The following is a 26,069-nucleotide window of genomic DNA, read 5'->3' as shown; positions in this document are numbered from 1 at the left end:
GGTTAAATTGGTACTACTGAAAGATAAAATAATAGATGAAAATGGAAAAGTTGTTGGTTTAGCAAGAAAAAATAGTAGTGAAATTTATTTTAGTAATTTTTTAGAAAGATATTCAAATTGGTTAGGTAATATGAAAACTGAAGAAGAAGTAAATGTGTTGAAAAAGTTGATAGAGGAAATGAAGTTTTATTCTAAAATAGATATAAAATCTTTAATTAAAACAAAAATTTATAAATTAAAAAGTGATCATCAAAACTTTGAAAATACAAATATTATTCCAATGGTTTCGAATAATAGAAGGTTTAATGGGTCGTATGATGTTATTGCACTTCTCAAAGAAATTGACCGAGAAGAAGCTATTATTGGCAGAGAAGTACTACCTTATAAAGATACTATTGTAATGGATCCGAGAGAAATTGATGAAAACTCAGATACTGTATTAATTATTGATGATATTTGTGGTACAGGTGGAACTTTAGAAGAGTTTTTTGAAGATAATATATTGTTGTTTAATAATAAAAATGTAATAGTTTTATTTCTCGTAATTAATAAGCATGCTCAAACTAAATTAGAAGAAATTAAAAGGAAATATAAGGATATTAATTTATCAATAGATTGTTGTGAAGTAGTGGATAAATTATGCAATTATAAATATCTGTCTGAACAAGAATTTGAAATATTAGAAAAAATCGAACGTTCATTGTGGCGTAGGAAACATCGGAATATTATGGGCTATGAAAATTCACAATTATTAATAGGTTTTTCTCATAATATCCCAAATAATACTATCAGTTCTATTTGGTATGAAAGCAAGTTAGGAAAGAGAAAAGAATGGAACCCACTATTTTCAAGATATACAAAGAGAAGTAAAAAGGATAGATTAAAGAAAAACTATGGAGTGAAGAAAAGTGGGAATTAAAAGTCCAATAGATAATTATAAAATTGCATTATTATTACAATATTTTAATTCAGTAGATTCTAGCTATTCTTACCAAGAAATTATGATGTTATTTGGTTATACATTTGAACAAATTGACAATTTAATAACATATTTAATAGATGAAGATTTAATATTACTTAAAGAGTATTTGAAAGTTAGTGATAAGGGTAAAAACTATCTGGATAATTATAATTTGTTAAACGTAGAATTTGAAATTGAGGAAACTACTGATGATATATTCACTGAGGAGAGAATAAGTTTCGAAGATATATATATACCAAAAAAATTTGAAAAAAAATATAAAAAGTAATATAATATAATTGCCCTAGCTTTTAGCTAACAGTAGGGATTCCCTATTGGTGTTTATGCTATTTTATAGCTATGAATGTAAGATAAATCTTACATTCACAACTAATTGGAAATACAATTAGTTGTGATATCTAAAGATATCATAGTGTATAAAAAGATAAAAAATTAAAAAGCTAGCTAATTCGTAAAAGCTTAGGGCTCTTAGGGGATAAATATGGGCTATTTAAATTTACTAGAAAAAGAATTAAATGATCAAGGTTATAACGATGAATATATTGATTTGTGTATTTCATATGCGGAGACACTCATCAGACAAGAGTTACCCGTTATATTTGACGGTACTCATCTAGCAAAACTTATGGGAGTTACAACTAGTATATTAGGTCATTATGTATATAATACTGATACCTTTTATAAGAGTTTTAAAATTCCTAAGAAAAGGGGTGGCTTTAGAGAAATAGACACTCCTAGTCTTAATTTGAAAATGATTCAAAGATGGATATTAGATAATATTTTGAAGAAATTCCCAATAAATGGTTTTGCTTTTGGGTATAGGGATGGAAAAAACATTGTAGATAATGCAAAAAATCACACGAATAAAAAAGTTGTATATAATATTGATATCAAGGATTTTTTTCCATCAATAACTAGAAAAGATATATTCTATATATTTTTCAATAAAGGATATACATCCGAGATATCATATATATTGTCTAAAATACTTACATACAAGGGGCATTTGCCTCATGGAGCTCCAACAAGTCCTTATATTGCTAACTTGAGATGCGAGAGAATGGATCATTCTTTAAGTGAATTTACAAAAAGAATTAAAGCTAATTATTCGAGATATGCGGATGACATAACGATATCATCGAATGAAATAGATTTATTAATGACGAATATAAATGTAATTAAAAAAATCGTGGCTAATAATAAATTTATATTAAATGAGAATAAGGAAAGACTTCAATTTAGTAATCAAAAGCAAGAAGTTACAGGTTTGATTGTTAATAATGGAGTAAAGGTTAAGCGTAAGTATAAAAAGGAAATAGAAAAACATATATACTATTGTAAAAGGTTTGGAGTCTATGAACACTTAAAAAAGAATAAGATAGAATATATTTCCTACTACAAAGAATATATGTATGGAATGGTTAATTATGTGAAAATGATTGAACCAGATATTGGAAATATTTATTTAAAGGAATTAAATGAAATAAAATGGCCGTATTAGTATAAGCCAACGAAGTTAAATGCTTTGGGTATACCTTAATAAACGTTTAGTATGACTGCATTGGTAGTGAAAACTATAGTAGTAAGCTAAGCGTACTGTCGGGGGTTCGAATCCCTCCTGGGACGTCAATAACAAATCAAAGGTTAATTTTTAACCAAATTAAAAAGCGCTTGAAACCTTATCAATATTGGGTTTTAAGCGTTTTTTGTTTATATAGATAATTTTAATAACCGCAGAATAACATATAAAAAATAAATTAGGTAAACAAAATTGTAAACATGGTGAGCAAAAAAATTAAGAAGAATAAACATTAATCGCTATTTCTTCATCTCGTTCTTCCATTTCTTTTAATACGTGTGAATAGTGATCACGTGTTGTTTGAATATCTATCGCGTATCATTGAAATCAAAGAGGTACATGCTTTAGTATTAAAGCTACGTTTGGTAATGATAGGCCAGCTTTGATTCAAAAGATTAAACAAGAGCTTAGTCAGATTAGGAGAAATTAGAAGTTGAACACAATCATAAATTTATTGCCTATTATTTGAAGTAAACAAATATTTTTTGGTTGAATTTATTCGAAAAGAGGTTGTTGAAATAATGTCAGAGTTACTTCAATTAAATTTTATTATTGCAATTAAACTATAATTAAAGTACAATTAAAGTGTAATTAAAATACAATTATAGGGGTGGATGTAATGAAATTTCAAAAGACGTACTCTGCTGAAGAATTTGCAGATCAAGTGGGTGAAAAAGTAGCCAATATTCGTGCTTTCAGATTATTTGCTAGGGAATTTAATTTAATTCAAAACCATGAGTTATTGACTGAGGCCTTTTTACCAGCATGGGATATTGCTCAAAAACTACACTATGAAAATAACGTAAAGTGGGAAAATGCTATGAAACATGGTCTTAGTGAAGTGTTTGGAGTAACTGTAGATCAAAGTTCATCAGAAAAAGAATCAGCTACAACTAATAATATTGATGAAAAACTTGATGAAATAATAGTTTATTTAAAAAGAATAGTTACTGCTTTAGAAAAATAACTTTAAAGCCTTCCACAATCATCTGTGGAGAGTCATTTTTATACAACAAGACCTAAGCTATGCACTGTTCCGAGCAGTGCTATTTTTATTGATGAGGTGGTTCACATGGAGCAACAAATGGGAAGATTAGAAAATGACATGACCGATGTGAAAATAAGGCTTGCTGTTGCTGAATCAAATATTAAGGAAATTCGCAAAGATATAGGCGGAATAAAGATAATACAACTTGGATATTAAGGCTGCTTATTGACGGTCTTGTAAGTGCAAGATTGGCTTTGATTATTAAAGGAGTACTGATGTAATATGAAAATTAACTGGCAAGTAAGTTTGCATCATAAACAATTTTGGGTGACATTAATCGCATTATTTCCTGTGCTCGCTAAACAAAGCGAAAGACAGAAGCACAATAAAAGACCACTCCATTATTGGGTGGTCAAAATAGATAAAATAATAATCATTCTTACATTATAACGAAGTTGACTTCCCTTTTTTCTCATCCATAATAAGGTCTTCTTCACGTTGTGGGCGAGGAGCTTCCGTAGATTCTTTACGCCCATTAGGTTTTTTTGGGTCTGCTCCACTAGCAAATGATTGTTTTGTTGACTCGTCTGTTGCAAACTCTGTATTTTTTTTGTCTCGTTTCATGTCGACACCTCCTAAAGATATTATTTATCTTATCCAATAAAATATCCCTTGTTTATTTCAGATCATCCCAAGACTATGTAAGGAAAATTTGGTAGGAAATTTCTGATGTTTGGATTTTGCATAAAATAATTCATTTTTTAGAAAAAATGAATTTTTATGTTAAAATAAACCAAATAAAACATTTTAGAAAAGTATCGGCGCTTTGATTGGAGGCTGAACAGGTGGATGAGAAGAAGAAGGGGAAATTACAAATCCTCGTAATAATTTTAATGATATTACTTTTGGTTGCAACGTTTGGTGTATTTTTCATAGGTAAATATATGTTGGCATTTATTTTATTTGGAATTTTTATGCTAATACTAAATTTTATTAGTAGCTGGAAAAACCTAGATAATGCAGATTACGTTTATCAAAAAATTCATAAGAGTAACCAGAAGTGGTAATTACTAGACATTTAGCTTAGTTACTTGTAGTGCTTATTTGGATATCTGAAAAGAGCAAAGAAGGGATCCTCACTTTATATGAAGAAATAGTGAGTTATAATATTTTTTTCAACAACTACGGAGGTGCTATTTTGCAAACATTTTTTAAATATAATTGGCTAGTTCGGGAAGATTGGTTTCATTGGTGTGAAGAGTTGACTGAAGAAGAACTTTTGCAAAACCGAACTGGAGGAATGGGCAGTATATTACACACACTCTTCCATATCATTGATGTTGAATGGAGTTGGATTCGTCTTTTACAGGGGAAAACAGACTTTCAGGAGAGCTTTGATGAATATAATAGCTTGGAAAAGGTTCGTAAATTGGAAGCTGCATTTCAGTTAGACGTCGAAAGCTTTGTAAATCAATGGGATGACAGCATGGAAGAGCGTATTCTTCATATTCCATTAGCAAATGGTAGTATGGAGACGCATACATGGGGTGAAGTCATTCGTCATACCATTGCACATGAAATTCACCATATAGGACAATTATCAATTTGGGCAAGGGAAATGGGGAGAGCGCCTGTTTCTGCAAATCTAATCAGAAGAGGTCTTTCTTCATCATTGAAAGATTCAGTAGGTGCTCAAATAAATAAAGAAACGTTTAAATAGAATGAGAGACACTGTAGAAATATATATATGCTAGAAAAATGTTGCAATAATATCCAATTGTTTATTAGCAAAAAGTGAATAGCGTACCAGAGTATCTTCCAATTCATTTGAATGGAAGATTTTTTGATGCCCAAATGAGAAAAATTGCGAGGCAGATTTCATAAAGGCATTTACTTATGGCTTATAATACCCAGTAAACATTAGTTAAAAACTAATGTTTACTGGGTATTTTTTGGACAATATATAGGTTAATTAGAAATATTTATATGAAGAATAGCTAACAACTTGACAGAAGTTTAAATGGGGAGTACTATACATTGGTCGCGAAAAAAGCTATTGTAACGTAACATTTTTTAAAGTGCCATACAGTACTTATCAGTTAAGTTCATATATATCTAGATTTTAATTTAATCAGTAAAAGGTAGGTGCAAAAATGAAAAATCTAGCAAATAAAAAAGATAACCTATTACAAAACTTTTTAGGAATTTATATAGTAGCAGTATTAATGTTATGGATTAAAACATACATCTCTCAACTATCACAATTTGACTTAGGTGTAGAAGGAATCATTCAACAATTCCTTTTACTAATAAATCCGCTGGGCTCAGCAATGCTATTTCTAGGATTTTCATTTTTATTTAAAGGAAAAAGAAAATACACATCACTCGTTGTTGTCTACACTTTGATGTCTATTGTTTTATATGCCAATATTGTATATTACCGATTTTTTAGTGATTTCATTACATTACCTACACTTTCTCAAACGCAGAACTTTGGAGACTTAGGCGGCAGTGTTCTTTCTTTATTAAAGCCTTATGATATCTTGTTCTTTGTGGATGTAATGGTTATGTTTTATCTACGATTCTCTAAAAAAATCCAAAAAGATACCAAACGTTTTGGCTATAAAAAAGGAATGGCAATCATTGCCTTTGCATTAGCGGTATCAATCCTTAATTTAGGACTAGCTGAAACTAATCGTCCTCAACTATTAACACGAGGTTTTGATAGAAACTATATTGTGAAATATCTAGGGATGTATAACTATACGATTTATGACTCAGTTGAAACGATGAAAGCCTCTTCTCAGAGAGCTTTGGCAGATAGTAGTGATATTACTGAAGTAATTAACTATACAAAGTCAAACTACGCCAAACCGAATGCCCAATATTTTGGTGCAGCAAAGGGAATGAACGTTATCTATTTACATTTAGAATCATTCCAAAACTTTTTAATCGACTATAAATTAAACGGTGAAGAAGTAACACCATTTTTAAATTCATTAGCAAAAGATAAGAATACATTGTATTTTGATAATTTCTTCCATCAAACAGGTCAAGGGAAAACATCTGATGCAGAATTTATGCTTGAAAATTCTTTATTTGGATTACCACAAGGATCTGCTTATATTACAAAAGCACAAAATACGTATCAGGCAGCTCCTAGTATTTTAAAAGATTATGGTTATACATCAGCTGTATTCCATGGTAATAACGGAAGCTTCTGGAATAGAAATGTAATTTATAAATCATTTGGCTTCGATAAATTCTTCGATGCTAGTTACTATAACACAGGTACTTCAGAGGACATGGCTGAATATGGTTTGTTAGATAAACCATTCTTTGAACAATCTCAAAATCTTTTAAGCTCCTTACCACAACCTTTTTATACAAAATTAATTACGGTAGGGAATCACTATCCATATAAAATGAATCAAGATTTAGTGACAATTGATAAAGCCAATACGGGAGATGCAAGCGTTGATAATTATTTCCAAACAGCTCGTTATGCAGACGAAGCAATTCAACAGGTCTTCCAGCAATTAAAGGAATCAGGATTATATGATCATTCAATGATTGTTCTTTATGGTGACCATTACGGTATTTCCGATAATCATAATAAAGCGATGGAACAAGTCATTGGAAAAGAGATTACACCATATGAAAGTGCTAATTTACAACGTGTACCATTATTTATACATGTTCCAGGCATACAAGGTGGGACCAACCATAGCTATGGTGGCCAAACAGACCTACTGCCAACGTTATTGCATTTACTAGGAATTGATTCACAACAATTTGTTCAATTTGGTTCAGACTTATTATCAGAAGAGCATGATGAAATTGTACCATTTAGAAATGGCGATTTTGTCAGTCCTACTATTTATTCAATTAATGAAAAATATTATGATAATAAAACAGGCTTACCATTAGACGACAGTCAATTAGAGGAAGCAAAGACGATTAAAAATGAAGTAGATCATAAATTGGCGTTATCTGATAGAGTCGTAAATGGTGACTTATTGAGATTCTATACGCCAACAGGTTATACGCCAGTTGATCCTTCTCAATATAATTACTCTCCTGATGAGAACGTAGAGTCTAAATAATTTAAGGTAGTTCAAGGAATTGTGTACGATATCAATGTCTATAGGATATCATACCATTACCTTGAATTGCTTTTTTATTGGTCATTTTTGAGTAAGTATGGCAATACCAAGGTTTTATATTCTCCTTAAGGTTCAAATAGAAAGTTGGACTAACGGAAAAAGCGATTCAAATCCTTTAATAGTAAGGGTTTGAATCGCTTTTATTAGTAAGGAGAGGAAAGAACAAACATGATGGCACTCATCATCCTTACTTATTTCTTTTTAAAGAATAATTTAGATGAAAAAAGGAAAGAAATAGGTGTAAATTTGAGGAGTTGATCGGGATGGAGTTTTATAAAGACATAGTCATTTATTGTTATAGTTGTCGTAAAAATACTGTGTTTACATGTCAAGATACACATGAAAAAAAGGGTGTCGATAGTCACTGCAGTGAATGTACAGGTATTTGGTTTGAATGGCAAAACCGAGCTGTCGAGAGAGAAATGGAGAAGTGGATTGCATATAATAAAGACTTAGTAAATAATATAAACCACTGATCTAGTTAAGCTGAATACACCTAAAAAGTGTAATTATCAAGTTAGTACGATGAGGCGTTGAAGTGCCATTTTCTTTTAAGAGAGTGGTTTTTTTTTTTGCTTAGACAAAAGCTCTAGCTAGAATAAACAAAATTACTATTTCTTTATCTCATTTGATAAAGAGAGGTGAATAATAGAATTATTGAATCTAAACTATGATTTGCCCGTATACATATTATTATGATAATTAGGGGCATCATGGACGTTTATAAAAAGATAGCAATTATCGGTGGAACAGGTAAAGCGGGGCGTTACATTGCTTCTAAAGCATTAGAGAAAGGGTATCACGTACGGATGCTTGTTAGAAACCCAGAAAAGTTAGTTTTCAGAGACAGTAGGATTGAGGTAATAGAAGGAAATGTACAAAATATCGAGGATCTTCAAAAGCTATTAAAAGATTGTCAAATCGTTATCAATACTTTTGGTCAACCAATGAAAGAAAAACCGATTTATAGTAAAGTAACGGAAAATATATTGGGAGTCATGTCTGATTTACATATGGATCGTTATATTGGGGTAACGGGTGGATCGCTAACCATTGCTGGAGATACAAAGAGTATTATAAATAGAATGGGTGCAAAGATATTTGAAATTATTTATTCAAAAATGATGATGGATAAGAAAAAAGAATGGCATCTCCTTAGCTATAATCAAGTAATCAAATGGACACTAATTCGGCTTCCATTTATCGTAGAGGGAGATGAAGTAGGGTTCATAAAGGAAAATCTTGGAGATATGCCAGGTACAAAAATAACAAATCGGGATATAGCTACATTCATCATTAACCAAATAGAAAATCAAAAGTATGTACAAAAAGCACCGTTTATCTCCAATTAATCTAATTTAAAGGAGAGGGATAGGGTCAGCGCCTCAACTAAATGACTTTATCCCTTTTGAATGCTCAACAAAATTTCCCTTTGCCTCAATCGTATTGGTACAAAAAATCAAATGATATCCTTTTGAGCAGTTTTTTAATTAAAACCTTCTCCAATAAACCTTCCAACGCCTCTCAACAACCAATAAATGATTCTAAATGGGAGGAAAAGTAATTCTGGTATCCAAATTAGTACGTCAAGAAATAAGTCAATTAATGAATATTGATCTTTACGTCTCTTATCTCTTCTCTTTTTGTTTTTCCTTCCTTGCAACCATTCCCTCACATTACTCGACCCCTTTTACAAAAAAAGTGCAGGCTCTTCTTAAGTAAGTATACGATTCATTGCTTTAGGTGGTTTCATTTTTAAAAAACTTTATGATGTAAAAGCGGATATGGGGCGTAAATGGGAGTAAAAATGTTGGCTTATTATATTTCTTTAGCGATGTGTATTACTGCAAATGTGAGAAATGGAGAATTTAAAATTAAATAAGGTGAAAGACAAGCAGGTTTAAAAAAGGGTCACATAGGCTGGAAGTGACCCTCTTTGCTGTGGATGTATCGACATTAATGTGAGTTGCTATTAATGAAGATCATCCCTTTTTCATGTTTATCAATAAATATTAATATTCTTTTTGCACGAATGTTGCTCCGACAATAATCAGAAGAATGAATAGCACAACGATTAAAACGAATGTTGAACTATTGTTTTTGCCGCCATAGTCCATGCCACAACAACCCATACTATAACCGCCGCTATAGTCATTACCATAGCCTCCATAACAACAATTGAAATTACCCATGTTTCCAAAGTATCCCATCAAGATCTCTCCTTTCTTCAGTTTATTGTATGAATGCCGTTGAAAGAGAAAAGGGTATTCGTCTAATGAATCGTATTTAGGTAATTTTAAAGAGAATCTTGGGTGAAGGATGAGTATCACTAAACACTTGATAGGATGAAACTCAAAGGCGCTTGTTACAGCCTGATGATTAGTTGTCAATCCAGTCCATAAGATAAAAAATAATTTTTTGATGCATGATGATGGAGCGGGTTTGAAACAGTAAGTCTATGTTTTTCCGTTTCTATTTTTAGCTACAATGTGTTGCTGAAAGGAATCATTTGTTTTTTTATTTAAATAATGTGAGAGTTTTCTTTCATTTGCTCGTTATTACTTGTAGAGAAGAAAGGAAAGGAGGTTTTCTAACTTCGTGTATTCATTAATTAATCAGCTACAAAAAAAGGATGAACAAGCTTTAAGAGAAGTGATTAACAAATATGGAGGTTATGTTAAAGCCATTGTAGTGAAAGTGTTACAGCCCAATCAAACAGCTATTGAAGAATGTATCAACGATGTATTTCTAACCATTTGGCAAAAGAGTATTCAATTTACTGGCGATGAGATTGATTTTAAAAAATGGATTGGCGTTATTGCAAATATAAAGCGATTGATACATATAGAAGCCTTCAAAATAAGCCTAAAACAGTCGAGTTACTTTCATCAATTTCAAATAGCAAGGATCTACCAGAAAGAATCGTCGAACAAAAAGTACAAAAAGAGCAACTATTTATCAGTCAGTATTTAAATTTAAGTAAAAACGATCAGGAAATTTTTCTCTTGAAATACTACTTAGGATATTCCAACGGAGAAATCGCTGAAATATTTGGTCTATCTAAATCAGCTGTAGAAAATCGTTTATATCGAGGTAAGTTAAAGTTAACAGAAGAGCTGGGAGGTATCTAAATGAACGAAAAGGAATTCATCGAAATAGATATTGAAGAGATTGAACCAATTGAATTATCTGATTGGGAAAAGATTAATATTGAAAAAAGTGTTTTACGGTCATCTTCAACCAAGAAGTATGTATTTAAAAAATGGAAGTGGGTTAGTATTGTCGCCATGCTCACATTTATTTTTACTAGTAGTAGCATTTGGCTACCTGTAGTGGCTAATCGAGTACCAATTGTACAGCAACTATTAAATAGCAATGATAATCCCCAATTACAAGTATTTAGTGATAATGCATCAACCATCAATCAAATAGACGAAAGTAACGGAACCTCCATTGAATTAGCTGAGGCTTTTTTCGATGGAACGATTGTATCGGTTAGTTATGAAATGAAACACGAACAATCGATAGATGAACCCCCTCTATTTTGGAAGGGCGATTTAGAAGTCAACGGAAACAAGTTAGACGTACTTAGTCATCAAATCGTTAAAAAGAATGATGCTACTTGGATTGGTATGTTTACAGCGAGAATTTCAGACAAAGTAATTGATGAAAAGGTAAATGTTCAATGGCGTCCTCAAGATTTTATAGGTATGGAAAATACGACTCTTGTAGAAGGAGCTTGGGACTTTCAGTTAGAACTTACACCAACCCGAGCGTATTCAAGAAAAGTAAATATACCATTTGGTAATGATCAATACCAGCTATTATATAATCAAATAACAGAGGGAAAATATATAACCACTCTTTATTTTGAGGGAAATCTTGACTGGGAGACAGAATTTTTAATGGTAGACATAGAAGATAATCTTGGAAATGTATATGAAAAGGTAGGAGCAACAACCATTAAAAGCGGTTCTGGGCGAGTAAATGGTTATGTTGAGGTTTTTATACCTGATTCTGATATTCGAACGCTAATCATTACGCCAACTATAAGAATTGTTGACGAAAAAACATTAGAGCGGAAAGAGCTTGTTCCGCTCCCAAGTATTAATATTTCTCTAAAATGATATGGTCTGTTCCTACAACTTGTTTTCAAAGGGCTGAAGGAATCAATTCTTACCTTCAAAGATGGATGTGTTGGCAATGAATGATATAGGTCAGCATCTTTACCATTAGCTCATATTACGCAGTGTTCAGTCAAAATAGAGCTATTAATTGTAGCTAAATATCTTTTAAGCTATTAAATTTTTAATTCTTTCTTTTAGTACCAATCATCATAAAGCCTAATAATAAATATAGAAGACTGGCCGAAATGGAGCTATACAACAGGAATGTAATAGAAGTTGGTGCCCAAACTTTAATAAATATCCAATTTAAGCCCCAAGTACTATGTTAGGCGTGATAAATAATGCTGTCAGCATTGTCGCCACAAGTATAGTATGGGCAGATAATAACAATATTCTTTTGTAATTAAGATTTGCCATACTACGTTGTTTTTTATAAAGGCTGCGTATATTTTGAACGAATAGATAACAGAAAATAATGCTGATTACGATGATGATAGCACATATGATTGTTACAATTTTATCTAGCTTTTGATAGCTGCTGATATGTTGCATGTCAATCGTTTTGCCCTCCCATAAATCCATGACACCTTGTCCAATCGCTGTTGTAGAGCTTGTATTCATATTGGCTAAAATAGCCACGCCGATTTGTTCGTCAGGTTGCAAAATGAAATACGAGGAAAAGGTTGGATTCTCACCAGCATGGTAGATATATGACTTTGTGTCCTTTTCACAACGGCCCAACCGTTTGCATAGTAAGTATTCGTATCAAAAGGCTCCACTGTTAGATCTGGAGTATGCGATTCTTGAATTAAATTGTTACTGATTGAATAGATATCACTGTTTCCTACCTGTAATTTTAACCATCTGGCTATATCATTAGCGTTACTGATGATATAACCAGCGGGGATGTTGCCACGATAGATAGGTGGTATGTATCGCTGCTCTCTCATTAGACCTATTTTATAGCCAGAAGCCATATGTGTGGAATGTACTTGGTGAATTCCTACAAAAGATTGATGCATACCAACAGGTTGTAAAATTTTCTGTTGAATATACTGATCGAATGGCTGTTTTGCAACTTGTTCAATGACGAGGCCTAAGACATCATAGTTGATGGTTGCATATTCAAAAGAACTCCCTGGTTGACGATTTAGTGATTGATCCAGCAGTGTTTTAACTGTTAATTCAAGGGCATTATCCGCTGTGCTTTCTGGGATTTGAGTAATGGAATTTGAGGGAATTCCGCTAGTATGAGACAATAGCTGCTGTATTGTCACAGCCTGATCCTCGCCTTTATAGGTTAATGATAACCAAGGGATATACTTTCGGACATCATCTGATCGTTTTAACAAACCTTGTTTTTCTAATTGTAAAATAGCGAGTCCTGTAAATGCCTTAGACGTGGAGCCTAACTCAAAAAGAGTATCAGAGGTAACAGGCGTTTTTGTTTTCGTATCTGCAAAGCCAAAGCCCCGTTGATAGACGGTTTTCCCTTTATCAACAATAATTACTGAAATTCCTGGGATTTTACTAATGGTTTGCTGCTCCTTAATAAACTGATCAATTTTACTAATTGTATTATTTGATGCTGCGTGTCCAAATCCGGGTGTGAACGTAAAAAATAGTAACATTACTGTCATCATCACCGATTTCTTCATGAATAATGTCATGTTGTTTTTCTCCTTAGAACTTAATGTGCTTGTGACAACATGGTTTACTGTAACAAGAAAAATAAGGGTAAACCATCGATTAACATGACTATTTCCGGGATAACATGACAAATTTGTCACTTCAAAAAGGGCCACTCCTAAAACCAATAGGAGGGCCCTTGAAATTTTATTTAATTTGTTTCTGGCTCTGGCGTAAAATCTTGACCGTTAAATGTTAATTTAGATGGTGAGATAAGAATTTCTCTGTTCGCTTCGTAGTAAGGGTCTAAAACTTTATAAAAGGCTTCCCATTGCTCGCCAGCTTTTTCATCTTCACCCTTTTGTTCAAGGGCAACTGCTTCTTCATAGTGTTGTTTTAATTTTGCGTAATCTGCATTACTAATGCTGAATTCGATATCTGCCATATATTCCTCGAAGGGAACTGGTTTAAAGTGTGGGCGAAGTATTTCATAGAATTCATCCCATTTCTTCATAGCCAATTCTTCGTCTTTATCTTTTTCAGCTTTTTGTGCCTCTTCATAGATTGTTTTAAGTTTTGCAAGTTCCTCTTTTGTTAAATCGACGTTCATATCCGCCATATACTCTTCAAAAGTTAAAGGTGGATATAATTCTTGGTAATAAGGTTCAAGAATAGTGAAAATTTTATCAATGTTTTCTGATGCCTCATCCGTTTTATTTTCTTTTACATACTTAATCCAGTTACTATAAAGTGTTTTTAGCTGTTCTTTATCTTGTGCTTTGATAACAATATTTTTTTCAGCGAATGCGGCTTCATTAATAAATTCTTCAAAAGGCTCAGGTTGCCAATTTGCTAATTCGTAAGGTCTTGTGATGTTATCCATCGCCTCATAGATTCGTTCCATTTCCTCATAATTCTCTTCTTTTTCAGCCTTTTTCATGTCAGAAAAGAGTTTCTCTAGTTGGACTAATTCTTCTTTTGTTACTTCTTTAGGTAAGCTTTTTTTATAGACGGCAAAGGTAAAGAAATCTGAGTAATCTTTCACAATACTACCCTCAACTAAAATTCCTGACCCTCTGCTAGCTTTAACTGCTCAATTTGTTTATCTGAGAAATTGTGTAAACCGATGTAGTAGTTTTTTCCATCTGTCCCTTTAAGGGTAATGCTGCTACCATCAAAATATTTAATGGTACCTGTTATTTTTTGTTCTATTTGAATCGTTACATTATTTGTTGTATCAACAGCTGTTGCACCAGCTTGAAGTGGTGTTAATACAGCCATCCCAAGTGTTAATGCTGAAGCTAATAGCCATGTTTTTTTAGCAGGTTTTTTCATATTTATCAATTCTCCTTTAGGTTAACTTCTGTTACCAATTATTAGACGTTTTACCAATTGAAAAAGTTTTAACTTTTTGAAAAAAATTTTAAGAAATTAAAGAGTGGAGGATTCATGATAAGACTCACTGTTTTAGTATCTGTAGTCTTTGAAAAATAGCTATTATTTACAGCACAGACCATGCAAAGGGTTGATTATCGAAGCAAAGATTTACAAGGATTAGTGCGCTTCCAGAGAAAATTCAAGGGCACGAACTAAGGCATTATTGCAGGTTATACTGTTTTAAGCTCTTTTTCTTCTAATTGAAGATTTTAGGAGAGACGCTGTCATTCTAATGTTTAATCTCATAAGATAACTTGCATCCGTTTAATCCAAGCTCTTCTACTGTTCATCCTGGAAATAGATTTTATAGAATTTGCGATTCGTTGCCTCATCATAGCCAACTTCAATTAATTCATCTATTTGGTCGATATGTTGAATATTTACTTGGATTTCAATATTGGAATCCAGTTTGATTTTACGTTTGTATTTCTTTTCAGCTTTTTCTAGCGCACTATCAGAAATGATAGTCTCATAGGGTTTGACCGAATTAATGATGATATCTTTTTGAGTAGTGTCGGCTTGCTCAAAAACAGTTTCAATATAATGATTTACTTGAAACTCCTCTTCATTTCTAAAGTAATCCAGTGTTTTATTCAAGAGCCCAAGTTTTTCTGTGCTTGTATAATTTTCTTCCTTTAAAATGAATTTTTTACATTCTGTTAATGCTAAATTGGTTTTATAATAATGTTCATCCGCTGCCTTAATTTTTAAAAATCGTTCTTGCCAATAAACAATATCTTCTTTACGTTTTGTTTTAATATACACGGCAGGAGATTGATCTGGTCCCATATCAACAATAATTGCCATATTATTAATTTTCTTAACGTTAATGCCATCCACGCCGTTCACGATCATTTGATTGTGTTCATTTTTCACATCTAAAAACATTTCTTTTTCATCAATTTTGACAATAGCGATAATCTTTTTAGCCTCATTTAATAGAAAACAATTTTCAAAAAGGCCAATAAACAGTTCTCCGCTTTTGATGTTAGGATGCTGTGACACACTATGTAAGTGTTTGGCAATATTTTGTGAGTGTTCTAGGAAGTTACTTCCCTGTTCGAAAATAGCTCTTGAATACGTAAAAACTTCATTGAGTGCAATATTGCTTTCATGGAAAAATTCATATTGCTGTTCCACATCAATTTTACTAAAAGCGAGCTGTGTAAAGGCTGCTTCTAATATGACCTCAGGTTGTGTAAAAACTTCTTCTCCTAAAATAAGCGTCTCACTCAAAAAATGCAGACTATATTGTGTTAATTTACTTTCACTGACTTCTAGCATAAATTTCACCTTCTAATTTTTCATAGTAGCTAGTATACCATAAGCTAAAGATTGCTTTTATAAGTACCAGTACTCATTTAAGGCTGGTTTTGTTATGGTCACCGAATGTTAGTGTCTTATTATGAAAGAATGTTGAGGATTGGAAGTTTAAAATACTGCTGCTTAGATAAAGATAAAAACATGTAGGGATACTCTGTACAAGTGTACTAAAGAGGGTGATCAATATGTGGGAAAAGGTGATTTCCTACATGCCACATTGGCAAGTTTTTTTACAAGGCTTTTTAGCGTTTTTTATTCCATATTTAATTTATAAATTGTTCCATGTTTTTTTATTTGTTAATAAGAGCAATGGCAAAATTGAGATGAAAGAAAATAGTGAACAAGTTGAGATGGTACACATACCTATTCAAAAAACGTTAGAGCAATTTACAGGAGATTTTAATAAAGATCTTTTACAAATGAGGAAAGAACTTGGCCATAATTGGGATATTCATTTTAGAGAATTTCAAATAGGAAATACGGATAATCGTGCAGCGATCGTTTTTCTTAAAGGATTATGCGATAAAGAATTAATTGACAAACATATTTTGAAATCATTAATGAATGGACATACAAAAAAGTCGTCTGTTTTAAGAGGTCATGAATTACAACAATCAATTAGAAATGAAATCCTACCAGTGAGTGAACTGCTAGAGGAATCGAAAGTCATGAAAGCTGTTGGGAAAGTATTAACTGGTTCCACTGTATTAATTGTGGATGGCATACAGAATGTATTTATCATTGGTACGGCACATGGCAAAACTCGAAATCTTGAGGAGCCTGTTTCTGAAGCAATGGTACGTGGACCAAGAGTGGGCTTCACGGAAAAATTAAGTGTGAATACCTCTTTATTAAGACAGCATGGTGAGAATCGAAATTTATCGATTATCGAGATGGAAGTAGGCGAACGTACGAAAAAAGAGTTGGTTTTAGCCTATATAGATGAAATTGTGCAGCCTAATCTTGTCAAAGAGGTGAAGGAACGAATTGAAACAATCCATTTGGATGATGTTGCTGAATCAGGATATATTGAGCAATTGATTGAGGATGATTACCTCAGCCCATTTTCGCAAGTGCAGAGTACCGAGCGTCCTGATCGGGTTATTGCTGCTTTACTAGAGGGACGAGTCGCAATTCTTTTAGATGGAACTCCCTTTGCATTAATTGTGCCAGTCACGTTTAATATGCTACTGCAATCACCAGAGGATTACTATGAACGTTGGTTATCGAGCTCACTTATTCGCTTGCTTCGCTATTTTGCTGCAGGCATCTCTTTATTTGCCCCATCCCTGTACATTGCTTTTGTATCGTTTCATCAAGGTTTAATTCCCACTAAACTAGCGCTGTCCATGATGGCAACAAGGCAGGGGGTACCGTTTCCAGCATTGATTGAAGCCCTCATTATGGAAGTCGCTATTGAGATATTACGAGAAGCAGGACTTCGTCTACCGAAGCCGATTGGTCCGACAATGGGGATCGTTGGAGGGCTTGTTATTGGAGAAGCCGCCGTACAGGCAGGAATTGTTAGTCCAATCATGGTCATTGTGGTTGCATTAACAGCAATTTCCTCTTTTGCTATCCCTCAATATAATGCTGGTATCACGCTAAGAATGCTACGTTTTGTGGCGATGTTTTCCGCAGCTTTATTTGGACTATATGGCATCATTCTATTTTTCTTATTCCTTTGCAGTCATTTGGTAAAGCTAAAGAGCTTCGGTGTATCATATTTGAGCCCAACTATTCCGTATCGAGCAGGTGATTGGAAAGATTTTATGGTGCGAATGCCCTTAAAGATGATGAAGCATCGTCCTAGATTGTTAAAGCCAAAAGATTCGGTCCGCAAAGGGGAATAAGAGAAAGGGAGCAAAACAGCCATGAACAGCAGTATGAAAGATAAAATAACGACGTCACAAGCAGTTGTTATTATTATTAACTATATTCTTGCCACTGGGATTCTTACTTTACCTCGTGCATCTGTAGAAAAAGTAAAAACGCCAGATGTTTGGATTAGTGTATTTTTAGGTGGAGTCGTTGCAATGATTGCAGGTGTAATCATTGTGAAGCTAAGCCAGCAATACCCTGACAAAACATTTTATCAATATAATCAAGATATCATAGGGAAGTGGTTAGGCTGGTTTATAAGTGCGTGTGTAATTGCCTACTTTTTTACCATTTCTGCCTTTGAAGTTCGCATCATGGCTGAAGTAACTTCTCTCTTCTTATTAGAAGGAACCCCCACTTGGGCGATTATTTTGCCTTTTTTATGGGTTGGACTTTACTTAATAAGCGGTGGCATCAACACAATCGCTCGTTTATTTGAAATCATTTTTCCTATTACCTTTGTTATTTTTTTACTTGTGGCCTTTTTAAGTTTAGGGATTTTTGAAATCGATAATTTGAGACCAGTACTCGGTCTGGGCGTTGTTCCGATGTTAAAGGGAATAAAAACAGCGACACTAGCATTTTTAGGGCCTGAAATTATGCTACTACTTGTGGCATTTATGTACCCCTCAGATAAATCAAAAGCTGTAAAGGTTGTACTGGCGGGTATAGCCATACCCTTGCTCTTTTATGTCATCACGGTTGTGATGGTCATTGGTGCTCTATCCATTGAGGGTGTTTTAACAAGGACTTGGCCAACAATTGAATTAATGCGAAGTTTTGAAATCCCTGGTTTAATTTTTGAACGCTTTGAGTCATTTCTTCTTGTAATTTGGATTATGCAAATCTTTGCTACCTTTACGATTACTTATTATGCCGCTACTTTAGGATTAGCCCAACTGTTTAAGAAAAATATGCATCCCTTCTTATACGGGCTACTTCCGATTATTTACATTATTGCGATGACACCTAAAAATATTAACGATCTATTTACATTTGGCGATAAGATTGGTCATGCTACATTAATTTTATTTGGTGTAGTACCGATAACCTTACTCCTTATTTCGAAATTGAAAGGAAAGAAAGCATGAAGCGAATACAGTGTTGTGTACGTTTACTTCTAGTTGCAACGGTAACCTTACTTCTTACTGGCTGTTGGAGTAGTAAAGAGATTGAGGATTTAGGCCTTATTGTAGGTACATCATTGGATTTAGAGACGGGTGATGTTTCCTCTGAAGAGCAACAAGATGCTAGGTATGCAAACAGACAGTTGCTAACAATTACCAATCAATTTGTTACGTCAGAGACTACGGTTTCTGGAACAAAAGAGGGAGCATTGCCAGAAAAAGCGTATAAAAATGTTTCTGAGACAGGTGATGCGGTGTTACCAACTTTACGAAATATGCTGTTAAAGGTTGATAAACGTTCCTTTGCTGAACATTCCAAAGTAATTATTATCGGTGAGGAATTAGCTAGTACTATCAATCTCCAACAAACGTTGGATTTTTTTCTAAGAGAATTAGAAATACGGCCGAGTGGACTGCTCTTTATTGCTCAGGATCAGGCAAGTCAGGCACTTGAAACAAATGAACCAACTAAAATTCCTGCCTTTCAATTAGTAGAAATGATGGAGGGACATGAAAGGACGACAAAAATTTTGCCTCCGATGACCGTAGCCAAACTAGAGGGGAAGCTGTATTCAGACTCTAGCTTTTTATTGCAAAATGTGAGTACGGAAAATGGAGAAGTAAAATTTGCAGGCGCTGCTATCATTGAAGGAAAAACCAAAAAGCTACGAGGATTTTTAAATGAGAGTGACCTAGAAGGAATTGCATGGATGTCTGGCGATGCGAAAGGTGGCCTTGTCAAAGGCTTTGATGAGGAGTCAGGAGCACCTATTGTGTATGAAATTATTTCAGCTAAAAGTAAAATTATTCCACATGTAAAAGAGGATCAAATCTCCTTTACGATAAAAATTCAATCAGAGGGCAGAATTGCTGAACATTGGGTTCTCTCCGATAAAGCATTTGACAATCAATTTTTGAAAAAAGCAGAGAAGGTATTTGAAAAAGAGATAGAGCGATTAGTGAGGAAAGCACTAGATAAAACGCAACATGAATTTCAAACAGATGTTTCTGGGTTTGGCAATAAACTAAGAATCGATTACCCGAAAGTATGGCAAAAAAGAAAAAAAGAATGGGATCAAACGTTTAGTGAGGTTCCTATTACATGTGAAGTGAATGTTTCCATTAAGGATTATGGCACGTCAGGTGATTAACATCGTTAATCATCTTTTTTTCTGTCCATTTAGTCTATACTGAAATGAAAGGACATATAGTAGATATTCGAAAAGATGGGGGATAAAAGACATGCAATATACTATTCAATCAATCGCTACCGTTCGTAACAATCGGCAAATGTTAAAAGATGATCATTGGGGAGAGATTATTTCAACTATTGAACTTGCTGATCATATCCAAGAGGCGTCCTTAAAAGGAATAGAAGATTTTTCTCATCTAGAAATTATTTTTTATTTTGATAAGGTTACAGACGATCAAATTCAATATGAGGCAAGACATCCGAGAAATAATCATGATTATCCAGAGGTTGGCATTTTCGCACAAAGAGGTAAAAATAGACCCAATAAATTAGGAAGTACAATCGTTGCCTTGTTAGAGGTCAAATCAAGAGGATTAATCGTTCAAGGGCTAGACGCCATAGATGGCACACCTATACTAGATATAAAGCCTGTAATGAAAGAATTTTTACCTAAAGAGGATGTTAAACAGCCAGCGTGGTCAATAGATTTAATGAAGGCCTACTGGGCGTAATAAAATTGTTAAAGTGAAGACAATTGTGGGTTACTAAAAAAGGGGAGTAGCATGCTCCCCTGATTTTTTAAAGAATGATTCCTTCTTGATAAAGAATGCTAATGGCATGAGAGCGATTTTTGGCACGCAATTTTTTGATAGCAGATTTTACATATTGTGTAATAGTTAATTCACTTAATTGCATAACATCTGCTATTTCCTTTGTACTATCTCCCTGCGCTACCTGTCTCATTACCTCTAATTCACGCTTGCTCAGAAAGCCCTCTTTTTTGCTATTTCTAGCTTGTATGATAAGCTGTCCAATCATGTTTCCAAAGGTGGTCATGTCATCTAACAGCTTATCATTTATATCGATTTCCTCTTCTAATTGAGTACTACAAATATAGCCAAAAACATATGACCCAATGAAAATAGGGACAATTAAAAACGTATTATTTTGCGAGGGAATAGAGTATTTCATACTGATATTTTTTAAATAGTCCATTCCTGTGCAAAATTTAGCCTTCTTATCTTCAATAGCAGCATAAATAATAGGGAAGCTACGAATCTCCTCACGAATTTCACCGATATGACTACCACCCGATTCATTTAAAAAAATGATTCCTTCTGCAACAAAGCCTATTGGAGAATACCTCAATAAATAGGCATCCTTGATAGGAAAAGCATCTAAATATACCTGCAAAATCTGTATCAACAGCTCTTCATGGTTGGCATAACTTTGTACTGTGTCGAAACGTTTTTGAATGGTATAAAGATTGGACATGACCTATCCCCTTTTTTAAGTATATACTACGCTTAAAATAAGGAATTTTCAATATTTTCTGTAAGTTGTAGTATTTAAGCTAAGTAAAGCCATATTTCTCTATTTTGGCGTAAGGAGGAGCAACAGGTGAGTAGTCAAACAATTAAAGAGGTGGATGCAGTTGTTCTAGGGGCTGGGTTTGCAGGTCTGTATATGCTACATCAGTTGAGGAGTAAAGGCTTTTCAACCATTGTATACGAGGCTGGAGATGGTGTAGGTGGTGTTTGGTATTGGAATCGTTATCCTGGTGCTAGATGTGATATTGAAAGCATCTATTATAACTACACATTTTCAAAAGAATTATATGAAGAATGGACTTGGACATCTAGATTTCCAGAGCAAGCGGAAATATTACGCTACTTAAATTACGTAGCCGATCGTTTTCAATTGCGATCAGATATCCAATTTAACACAAGAGTCACTGCAGCTCATTTTGATGAAAAACGACATAAATGGATGATTCATCTAAACGATGGGCAGTACATTTTAACAAGGTACTTTATTACAGGAATAGGCTGTCTATCTGCAACAAATGTTCCTAACATCCAGGGGTTGCAACAATTTAACGGAAAATGGTATCACACGGGGCATTGGCCACATGAAAAGGTTGATTTTACTGGGAAGCGTGTAGGAATTATTGGGACAGGCTCAAGCGGGATTCAGGCAATACCTGTTATTGCAAAAGAAGCAGAGCAGTTAACGGTGTTTCAACGCACTCCACAATATACGATTCCCGCTCGTAACCATGCATATGAAGAGGACTTTATCAAAGAAACGAAGAAAAATTTTGAAGCGATAAAACGTTCCATGAGAAATTCGGTTTCAGGTACACCTTTTGCACAAAATCAGCAATCTGCAATGGAAGAACTTGATGATAAGAGGCAGGCGGTTTTTGAGAAAGCTTGGGCACAAGGTGGCTTTGCCTTCTCAGCTACTTATCATGACTTGTTAACGAATGAACAGTCCAATGAAAAAGCGGCAGAATTTATTCGCTCCAAAATACGACAGATTGTGAAAGATCCTGTGGTTGCAGAAAAACTATGTCCTAAGTATATGTATGGCACGAAAAGACAGGTTTTAGATAGCGATTATTTTGAAACCTATAATAGGGAGAATGTTTTACTGGTTGATGTCAAAGAATCACCTATTCAAAAAATAACAGAAGAAGGTATTCAAACGGCGGATAACCATTTTGATTTAGAGATCATCATTTTTGCAACAGGCTATGATGGCATGACAGGGCCATTATTTAAGATTGATATCCGAGGAAGGAATGGCTTGTCATTAAAAGAGAAGTGGAAGGATGGGGCAACTGTTCAAACCTATCTTGGACTCACAACAGCAGATTTTCCTAATTTATTTATGATTACGGGACCAGAAAGCCCTTCTGTCCTCGTGAACATGCCGATTGCTATTGAGCAGCATGTCGAATGGATTGCCGAGTGCATGCATTATTTGCGTGAGCATGACATTGATCTTGTGGAACCAACAATAGAAGCAGAGGAAGCTTGGAGCACACATTGTCGAGATGTTGCTAATGCAACACTCTACGTCAAAGGTGATTCCTGGTATACGGGAGCCAATATTGAGGGCAAACCTCGAAGTTTTTTAATCTATCTAGGAGGATTTGATTATTACACAAAACATTGTAATGAGGTGGCTCAAAACAATTATGTAGGCTTTAAGTTAATGAAATTAAAATCAATATCATAGTTCGTGAGAGGGGAGCATATATCAATATGGAGCAACAAGTAGTCATTATTACAGGTGCTGGAAGTGGTATAGGAAGAGATACTGCAAAATTGCTTGCCACTATGGGCAAAGCATTAGTTTTAGTGGATTTTGATGAAAAAAGTGGACAAGACACACTACATGCTGTTAAGGAATATCACCAACAAGCAATTTTTGTCCAAGCTGATGTTTCACAAAGCAATGATGTCAAAAAATATGTGGACGCTGCAAAAGAAACATTTGGCAGGATTGATGCTTTTATCAATAATGCAGGTGTTTTAAGCCCACCTACACTACTGGGAGATTTAGAAGAGGAAACGTTTGATAGAATAATCTCGGTCAATCTTAAAGGGGCGTTTCTCAGCTTAAAGTATGTATTAAAAGAAATGGAGCAACAGCAATCAGGTGTCATTGTGAATACATCCTCAGCAGCTGGTATACAGGGACAACCCTATCTAGGTGGTTATGCTGCAAGTAAGCATGGTGTAATTGGATTAACTAAAACGGCAGCCATGGAATATGGACCTAAAGGGATTCGAGTGAATGCAATTTGTCCCGGTGGCGTGAGGACAAACATGACAAAGGGATTGGCATCAAGTCCAGAAGAAAATGGACCATTACGTAGATTAGCAGACCCTACTGAAATCGCAAATGTAATCGCTTTCTTAATTTCGCAGGAAGCTTCTTATGTGAATGGTGCTGTCGTCCCAATTGATGGCGGTTTAACATCGTAAAAACATTTTAAATAAGAGAGGAAGGATTTTAATGGAACATCGTATTGATTCAGAACTAAAAGAAACGTTAGCAATTTTTCCCCCATTAGATTTGGATAATGTACAAGCTACAAGAGAAGGAATGGCAGCCGTTGCTGTGCCAGCTCCAATTGAAGAGCACATCATAGTAGAAAATAAAGTCATTCAAGGGCCTGATAATAATGATTCTCTTCGTCTTCGTATTTATAAGTCAAAAGAGCAAAAGGAAATATACCCAGGCCTGCTATGGATTCATGGTGGAGGCTATGTCTTAGGAGCACCAGAGGGTGATGATGTGCTTTGTCAGCGTTTTGTCAATGAAGCGAATTGTGTTGTAGTATCTGTAGACTATCGACTTGCGCCTGAACATCCTTATCCAGCTCCGCTTGAAGATTGCTATACAGCGTTAAAATGGGTAGCAGATCATGCGGATGAATTAGGGATAGATCCTACCCGTTTAGGGATTGCTGGAGCAAGTGCTGGCGGTGGGCTCACAGCTGCACTTGCACTACTTACACGCGATCGAAATTATCCGAAGCTTAGTTTCCAAATGCCGCTCTATCCAATGATTGATGATCGCAATAATACCCCATCTTCATTAGAAATTACGGGACATATGATCTGGAACCACTCACTCAATCAAAAGGGATGGGAAATGTATTTGAATGGAGAAAATGGTAGCGACAATGTACCACCATATGCTGCCGCAGCTAGAGCGGATGATTTATCAGGTTTACCATTTACTTATACATGTGTTGGTCAACTTGATCCATTTCGTGATGAGACTTTACAATATGTAACCAAGCTATGTCAGGCTGGAGTAGATGTTGAATTCCACTTATACCCAGGCTGCTATCATGGCTTTGAGAGTATTGTTCCTACAGCCACAGTCAGTCAAAGAGCTGTCACAGAGTATGTAGAAGCTGCTAAATATGTGTTACATCGAAATATTTCAGTGCCTTTATAAAAAATTTACGAAAATCCCGAAACCATAATCTACTCAGGTTTCGGGATTTTTTTGTTCAGCAAAATGATCTCTTAGCTAGTTTGTAATATCGTCTTTTAGGTTAAACTTTTATCGAGTGAAAGGAGGAGAAGATAAATTGTTACAATTTGATTCAAAAATCGTTGGAAAAGAGATAGGATTTGGCTATTTACGAGATAAAATTGCCGATCGGGGTTTCACGATCGGCGGGAATTGGGAGTACTATAAAGGAAGCTTTGACTCGGTTTTATGGAAAGAGGCAGGAGAAACTATTTATTTACGTGTCCCTTTTATCGTCACATCAGGAGAGCTTGATAATGAAGATGCTCAAATTCGTTTTCAAAAGCCATTTGTCATTAAGCATGTTGAGAATATTGGTCTAGATTATGATGAGGGCTCCTTACTAGATGCAACTGGTGTTAGTCAATTTCAAACTCCGCTTGATAAAGATGGATACATTCATGATAAAAGTAGATGGATTCAAGCAGGTGAACAAGCTGTGGAAGAAAAAGTACTACCATTTTTCATTCATTAGTTAGATAAATTTAAATAGCTGCTGCAAGAAATTATATGTCTTTTATCCTTTTTATTTTGGGAACATATAATCAAAAATATAAATAGAATTGTCGTAAGAATTTTCCAACATTATAATGGTATTAGCACGTACTACTATATGAGGTGAGTTTATGGATAAAATAGCTATAGATGATTTTCAGCATTCCTATCAGAAATTGCACCAAGAACGACTCATCCATCGTAAAGAAGCCTTTCTAGAGGTGTTAAAGAAAACAAGAACATTTGGTGAAATAATCCTGTTTGAAAGTATAAAAAGTAAAAGAGGCGTCTAGGTGGCGTC

General features: G+C 34.3%; 26 protein-coding genes and 1 pseudogene. 20 read left to right on the top strand and 7 right to left on the bottom strand.

What is annotated here, in order from left to right; genetic code table 11:
• The first annotated feature begins 7 nt into the window (after positions 1-7).
• The 5 genes from HXV90_RS16325 to HXV90_RS16305 all read left to right on the top strand — a co-directional run bounded on the left by HXV90_RS16325 (position 8) and on the right by HXV90_RS16305 (position 3,765).
• Complete coding sequence (locus HXV90_RS16325; RefSeq protein WP_269897615.1) at positions 8-919, top strand: phosphoribosyltransferase; 912 nt, start codon at positions 8-10, stop codon at positions 917-919.
• Positions 909-1,250: a hypothetical protein gene (locus HXV90_RS16320; protein ID WP_269897614.1), complete on the top strand. Its 342-nt coding sequence runs from the start codon at positions 909-911 to the stop codon at positions 1,248-1,250. The genes HXV90_RS16325 and HXV90_RS16320 overlap by 11 nt, the downstream gene beginning before the upstream one ends.
• Positions 1,251-1,463: 213 nt before the next feature.
• On the top strand, positions 1,464-2,483 hold the full coding sequence (locus HXV90_RS16315; protein ID WP_269897613.1) for a retron St85 family RNA-directed DNA polymerase: 1,020 nt from the start codon (positions 1,464-1,466) through the stop codon (positions 2,481-2,483).
• 697 nt (positions 2,484-3,180) lie between these two features.
• On the top strand, positions 3,181-3,528 hold the full coding sequence (locus tag HXV90_RS16310) for a hypothetical protein (RefSeq protein WP_269897612.1): 348 nt from the start codon (positions 3,181-3,183) through the stop codon (positions 3,526-3,528).
• 105 nt (positions 3,529-3,633) lie between these two features.
• Complete coding sequence (locus tag HXV90_RS16305) at positions 3,634-3,765, top strand: hypothetical protein (RefSeq protein ID WP_269897611.1); 132 nt, start codon at positions 3,634-3,636, stop codon at positions 3,763-3,765.
• Positions 3,766-3,993: 228 nt separating this feature from the next.
• Here HXV90_RS16305 and HXV90_RS16300 read toward each other — a convergent pair whose 3' ends face one another.
• Entirely contained in the window at positions 3,994-4,173 is a 180-nt protein-coding gene (locus HXV90_RS16300) for a hypothetical protein (RefSeq protein WP_269897610.1), read from the bottom strand.
• Positions 4,174-4,394: 221 nt separating this feature from the next.
• Between HXV90_RS16300 and HXV90_RS16295 the strand changes: the two genes are divergently transcribed.
• From HXV90_RS16295 to HXV90_RS16280, 4 genes are all read left to right on the top strand, one after another.
• Positions 4,395-4,616, top strand: coding sequence for a hypothetical protein (locus HXV90_RS16295; protein ID WP_269897609.1), 222 nt, complete (start codon positions 4,395-4,397; stop codon positions 4,614-4,616).
• A 131-nt stretch (positions 4,617-4,747) separates the two neighbouring features.
• Positions 4,748-5,269 carry a DinB family protein gene (locus HXV90_RS16290; protein WP_269897608.1) on the top strand — a complete coding sequence of 174 codons (522 nt, stop codon included), beginning with the start codon at positions 4,748-4,750 and terminating at the stop codon, positions 5,267-5,269.
• A 433-nt stretch (positions 5,270-5,702) separates the two neighbouring features.
• Positions 5,703-7,655 (top strand): lipoteichoic acid synthase, encoded by a 1,953-nt coding sequence (locus HXV90_RS16285; protein WP_115674166.1) that lies wholly within the window; start codon positions 5,703-5,705, stop codon positions 7,653-7,655.
• Positions 7,656-8,428: 773 nt separating this feature from the next.
• On the top strand, positions 8,429-9,067 hold the full coding sequence (locus HXV90_RS16280) for an NAD(P)H-binding protein (RefSeq protein WP_066036529.1): 639 nt from the start codon (positions 8,429-8,431) through the stop codon (positions 9,065-9,067).
• Between the two features lie 660 nt (positions 9,068-9,727).
• Here HXV90_RS16280 and HXV90_RS23530 read toward each other — a convergent pair.
• On the bottom strand, positions 9,728-9,925 hold the full coding sequence (locus HXV90_RS23530; RefSeq protein ID WP_048395072.1) for a YjcZ family sporulation protein: 198 nt from the start codon (positions 9,923-9,925) through the stop codon (positions 9,728-9,730).
• Positions 9,926-10,519: 594 nt separating this feature from the next.
• Between HXV90_RS23530 and HXV90_RS16270 the strand changes: the two genes are divergently transcribed.
• Positions 10,520-10,846: a sigma-70 family RNA polymerase sigma factor gene (locus tag HXV90_RS16270; protein ID WP_269897607.1), complete on the top strand. Its 327-nt coding sequence runs from the start codon at positions 10,520-10,522 to the stop codon at positions 10,844-10,846.
• Positions 10,847-11,842 (top strand): DUF4179 domain-containing protein, encoded by a 996-nt coding sequence (locus tag HXV90_RS16265; protein ID WP_269897606.1) that lies wholly within the window; start codon positions 10,847-10,849, stop codon positions 11,840-11,842.
• A 181-nt stretch (positions 11,843-12,023) separates the two neighbouring features.
• On the opposite strand, the pseudogene HXV90_RS16255 reads toward HXV90_RS16265, so the two are convergent.
• The 4 genes and pseudogenes from HXV90_RS16255 to HXV90_RS16240 all read right to left on the bottom strand — a co-directional run bounded on the left by HXV90_RS16255 (position 12,024) and on the right by HXV90_RS16240 (position 16,192).
• A pseudogene (locus HXV90_RS16255) lies at positions 12,024-13,512 on the bottom strand (serine hydrolase domain-containing protein).
• 170 nt (positions 13,513-13,682) lie between these two features.
• The gene (locus HXV90_RS16250; protein ID WP_269897603.1) at positions 13,683-14,516 is read right to left on the bottom strand and encodes a hypothetical protein; all 834 of its coding nucleotides are present in this window, start codon (positions 14,514-14,516) and stop codon (positions 13,683-13,685) included.
• A 14-nt stretch (positions 14,517-14,530) separates the two neighbouring features.
• Positions 14,531-14,806, bottom strand: a complete 276-nt coding sequence (locus HXV90_RS16245; protein WP_269897602.1) for a hypothetical protein — start codon at positions 14,804-14,806, stop codon at positions 14,531-14,533.
• A 381-nt stretch (positions 14,807-15,187) separates the two neighbouring features.
• A complete protein-coding gene (locus HXV90_RS16240; protein ID WP_269897601.1) occupies positions 15,188-16,192 on the bottom strand; it encodes a nucleoid-associated protein in 1,005 nt (334 codons plus the stop codon).
• A 362-nt stretch (positions 16,193-16,554) separates the two neighbouring features.
• Between HXV90_RS16240 and HXV90_RS16235 the strand changes: the two genes are divergently transcribed.
• From HXV90_RS16235 to HXV90_RS16220, 4 genes are all read left to right on the top strand, one after another.
• The gene (locus HXV90_RS16235; RefSeq protein WP_412758714.1) at positions 16,555-18,084 is read left to right on the top strand and encodes a spore germination protein; all 1,530 of its coding nucleotides are present in this window, start codon (positions 16,555-16,557) and stop codon (positions 18,082-18,084) included.
• A 21-nt stretch (positions 18,085-18,105) separates the two neighbouring features.
• Complete coding sequence (locus tag HXV90_RS16230) at positions 18,106-19,203, top strand: spore germination protein (protein ID WP_269897599.1); 1,098 nt, start codon at positions 18,106-18,108, stop codon at positions 19,201-19,203.
• Entirely contained in the window at positions 19,200-20,390 is a 1,191-nt protein-coding gene (locus tag HXV90_RS16225; protein WP_269897598.1) for a Ger(x)C family spore germination protein, read from the top strand. Before HXV90_RS16230 ends, HXV90_RS16225 begins: the two co-directional genes overlap by 4 nt.
• Positions 20,391-20,481: 91 nt before the next feature.
• Positions 20,482-20,943, top strand: a complete 462-nt coding sequence (locus HXV90_RS16220) for an SAM-dependent methyltransferase (protein ID WP_048395093.1) — start codon at positions 20,482-20,484, stop codon at positions 20,941-20,943.
• Positions 20,944-21,010: 67 nt separating this feature from the next.
• Here the strand turns inward: HXV90_RS16220 and HXV90_RS16215 are convergent, their stop codons facing one another.
• The gene (locus HXV90_RS16215) at positions 21,011-21,706 is read right to left on the bottom strand and encodes a response regulator transcription factor (protein ID WP_269897597.1); all 696 of its coding nucleotides are present in this window, start codon (positions 21,704-21,706) and stop codon (positions 21,011-21,013) included.
• Positions 21,707-21,832: 126 nt separating this feature from the next.
• Between HXV90_RS16215 and HXV90_RS16210 the strand changes: the two genes are divergently transcribed.
• From HXV90_RS16210 to HXV90_RS16190, 5 genes are all read left to right on the top strand, one after another.
• A complete protein-coding gene (locus tag HXV90_RS16210; protein WP_269897596.1) occupies positions 21,833-23,458 on the top strand; it encodes a flavin-containing monooxygenase in 1,626 nt (541 codons plus the stop codon).
• A 20-nt stretch (positions 23,459-23,478) separates the two neighbouring features.
• Entirely contained in the window at positions 23,479-24,210 is a 732-nt protein-coding gene (locus HXV90_RS16205) for an SDR family NAD(P)-dependent oxidoreductase (protein ID WP_269899043.1), read from the top strand.
• A gap of 31 nt (positions 24,211-24,241) precedes the next feature.
• Positions 24,242-25,195: an alpha/beta hydrolase gene (locus HXV90_RS16200; RefSeq protein WP_269897595.1), complete on the top strand. Its 954-nt coding sequence runs from the start codon at positions 24,242-24,244 to the stop codon at positions 25,193-25,195.
• 136 nt (positions 25,196-25,331) lie between these two features.
• Entirely contained in the window at positions 25,332-25,748 is a 417-nt protein-coding gene (locus HXV90_RS16195) for a YugN family protein (RefSeq protein ID WP_048395101.1), read from the top strand.
• A gap of 151 nt (positions 25,749-25,899) precedes the next feature.
• Positions 25,900-26,061, top strand: a complete 162-nt coding sequence (locus HXV90_RS16190; protein WP_269897594.1) for a hypothetical protein — start codon at positions 25,900-25,902, stop codon at positions 26,059-26,061.
• The last annotated feature ends 8 nt before the right edge of the window (positions 26,062-26,069 follow it).

Origin of the sequence: Lysinibacillus sp. JK80, assembly GCF_027557635.1 — a bacterium.
Classification (GTDB): Bacteria; Bacillota; Bacilli; order Bacillales_A; family Planococcaceae; genus Lysinibacillus; species Lysinibacillus capsici.
The sequence above is the reverse complement of the archived record's forward strand: the minus strand, read 5'-3'. Positions and strand labels throughout refer to the sequence as shown.

Bases quoted from the DNA above. Each gene is read 5' to 3' on its own strand.
- HXV90_RS16315 (WP_269897613.1), top strand. From the start codon at position 1,464: ATGGGCTATTTAAATTTACTAGAAAAAGAATTAAATGATCAAGGTTAT.
- HXV90_RS16310 (WP_269897612.1), top strand. From the start codon at position 3,181: ATGAAATTTCAAAAGACGTACTCTGCTGAAGAATTTGCAGATCAAGTG.
- HXV90_RS16305 (WP_269897611.1), top strand. From the start codon at position 3,634: ATGGAGCAACAAATGGGAAGATTAGAAAATGACATGACCGATGTGAAA.
- HXV90_RS16300 (WP_269897610.1), bottom strand. From the start codon at position 4,173: ATGAAACGAGACAAAAAAAATACAGAGTTTGCAACAGACGAGTCAACA.
- HXV90_RS16285 (WP_115674166.1), top strand. From the start codon at position 5,703: ATGAAAAATCTAGCAAATAAAAAAGATAACCTATTACAAAACTTTTTA.
- HXV90_RS16280 (WP_066036529.1), top strand. From the start codon at position 8,429: ATGGACGTTTATAAAAAGATAGCAATTATCGGTGGAACAGGTAAAGCG.
- HXV90_RS23530 (WP_048395072.1), bottom strand. From the start codon at position 9,925: ATGGGATACTTTGGAAACATGGGTAATTTCAATTGTTGTTATGGAGGC.
- HXV90_RS16270 (WP_269897607.1), top strand. From the start codon at position 10,520: ATGGATTGGCGTTATTGCAAATATAAAGCGATTGATACATATAGAAGC.
- HXV90_RS16265 (WP_269897606.1), top strand. From the start codon at position 10,847: ATGAACGAAAAGGAATTCATCGAAATAGATATTGAAGAGATTGAACCA.
- HXV90_RS16245 (WP_269897602.1), bottom strand. From the start codon at position 14,806: ATGAAAAAACCTGCTAAAAAAACATGGCTATTAGCTTCAGCATTAACA.
- HXV90_RS16240 (WP_269897601.1), bottom strand. From the start codon at position 16,192: ATGCTAGAAGTCAGTGAAAGTAAATTAACACAATATAGTCTGCATTTT.
- HXV90_RS16235 (WP_412758714.1), top strand. From the start codon at position 16,555: ATGAAAGAAAATAGTGAACAAGTTGAGATGGTACACATACCTATTCAA.
- HXV90_RS16230 (WP_269897599.1), top strand. From the start codon at position 18,106: ATGAACAGCAGTATGAAAGATAAAATAACGACGTCACAAGCAGTTGTT.
- HXV90_RS16225 (WP_269897598.1), top strand. From the start codon at position 19,200: ATGAAGCGAATACAGTGTTGTGTACGTTTACTTCTAGTTGCAACGGTA.
- HXV90_RS16220 (WP_048395093.1), top strand. From the start codon at position 20,482: ATGCAATATACTATTCAATCAATCGCTACCGTTCGTAACAATCGGCAA.
- HXV90_RS16215 (WP_269897597.1), bottom strand. From the start codon at position 21,706: ATGTCCAATCTTTATACCATTCAAAAACGTTTCGACACAGTACAAAGT.
- HXV90_RS16200 (WP_269897595.1), top strand. From the start codon at position 24,242: ATGGAACATCGTATTGATTCAGAACTAAAAGAAACGTTAGCAATTTTT.
- HXV90_RS16190 (WP_269897594.1), top strand. From the start codon at position 25,900: ATGGATAAAATAGCTATAGATGATTTTCAGCATTCCTATCAGAAATTG.